3 protein-coding genes are annotated in these 1,000 nt (G+C 27.1%); all 3 read left to right on the plus strand.

Going from position 1 to position 1,000, the window contains the following annotated elements; genetic code table 11:
- The first annotated feature begins 38 nt into the window (after positions 1 to 38).
- Genes BHE89_RS23930 through BHE89_RS18590 form a run of 3 tightly spaced genes read left to right on the plus strand, consistent with a single transcriptional unit; the run spans position 39 to position 746 of the window.
- Complete coding sequence (locus tag BHE89_RS23930; RefSeq protein WP_171742537.1) at positions 39 to 206, plus strand: hypothetical protein; 168 nt, start codon at positions 39 to 41, stop codon at positions 204 to 206.
- Complete coding sequence (locus BHE89_RS18585; protein WP_128860714.1) at positions 172 to 411, plus strand: hypothetical protein; 240 nt, start codon at positions 172 to 174, stop codon at positions 409 to 411. Before BHE89_RS23930 ends, BHE89_RS18585 begins: the two co-directional genes overlap by 35 nt.
- A gap of 44 nt (positions 412 to 455) precedes the next feature.
- Positions 456 to 746, plus strand: coding sequence for a hypothetical protein (locus tag BHE89_RS18590; protein WP_128860715.1), 291 nt, complete (start codon positions 456 to 458; stop codon positions 744 to 746).
- Positions 747 to 1,000: the final 254 nt, after the last annotated feature.

Genomic DNA, 1,000 nt, shown 5'->3' on the forward strand with positions numbered 1-1,000 from the left:
AGATGATGGCTCATTAATGTTAATTAAAGGGAAAACACATGATTTATTTACTGGTTTATATCAAAAACATAATAAAAAATGGATTTAAATATAATGTGTTTAATATAGAGTCACAAACGGGTGATGATATTAAATTTAAAGAACTCTACGTTGATTCTCAAGGAAATTTAATTGGAAATAAAAGAGATAAATCGGGGGGGGGATAATGAAAATAACACTGAGCTTTATAAAATAAAATTCAAAAAAATAGAAAAAAATTATGATTTAAATGGTCATTCATTAAATGAAAATAGTGGTAATTTTATCATAGAATATGAAAAATATATAGTCGCAGATAGTGTAAGACATGATTTGTCAAGTATCAACAATATTGTGGAGAAAACAGAGAATAATATTTTAAAAAGTGAATAGAAAAGGATTGAATATTACAATAGAAGTCAAAGATAATCAACTTCTTGCAATGGGGGTTACCTGAGACTATAAAAAGTGAAGCAGATGAACCCGATAATAAAGTGGATAGTGAAAGTTTAGGAAAATATAAAATTAAACTTCCATTAAAAGAAACGGATAAAATATTAGCAATTAAACCTGTACTCAATCAGATTCAACTTGTTGTTGATAAAGGTAATAGAATAAAAATATATTATCTTGATCCTTTAAATATTTTTTCCATTAAGGATTATCAATATGAAGTGACTCGTTTAAAACAAGAGCCTCCTTTATCTTTTTTATTCTATGATAGGTGAAAATAATTATAAGACTACCATTCAGGACAACCATTCTCGACTCAGACAATAGGTAACTTTAGTAGTCGACATATTCCTTTTATTTCATCATATATTGATAATGCAAGGATCCATATTGATAAGGCAAAACAGGAATATGCCTTAAAAAAATATAAGGAAATGACAAAAAATATCGCTAAAAGTATTGATCCTGGATTTAGAGATTATTCTCTAGTATTAAAGGATTAACCAATTCATCGAATTTTCACCGAGTG

The organism is Shigella sp. FC1967, from assembly GCF_001743005.1.
Classification (GTDB): Bacteria; Pseudomonadota; Gammaproteobacteria; order Enterobacterales; family Enterobacteriaceae; genus Proteus.

What these genes read in the sequence shown, in the direction of transcription:
- BHE89_RS23930 (WP_171742537.1), top strand. Translation starts at nt 39, where the DNA reads ATGATTTATTTACTGGTTTATATCAAAAACATAATAAAAAATGGATTT.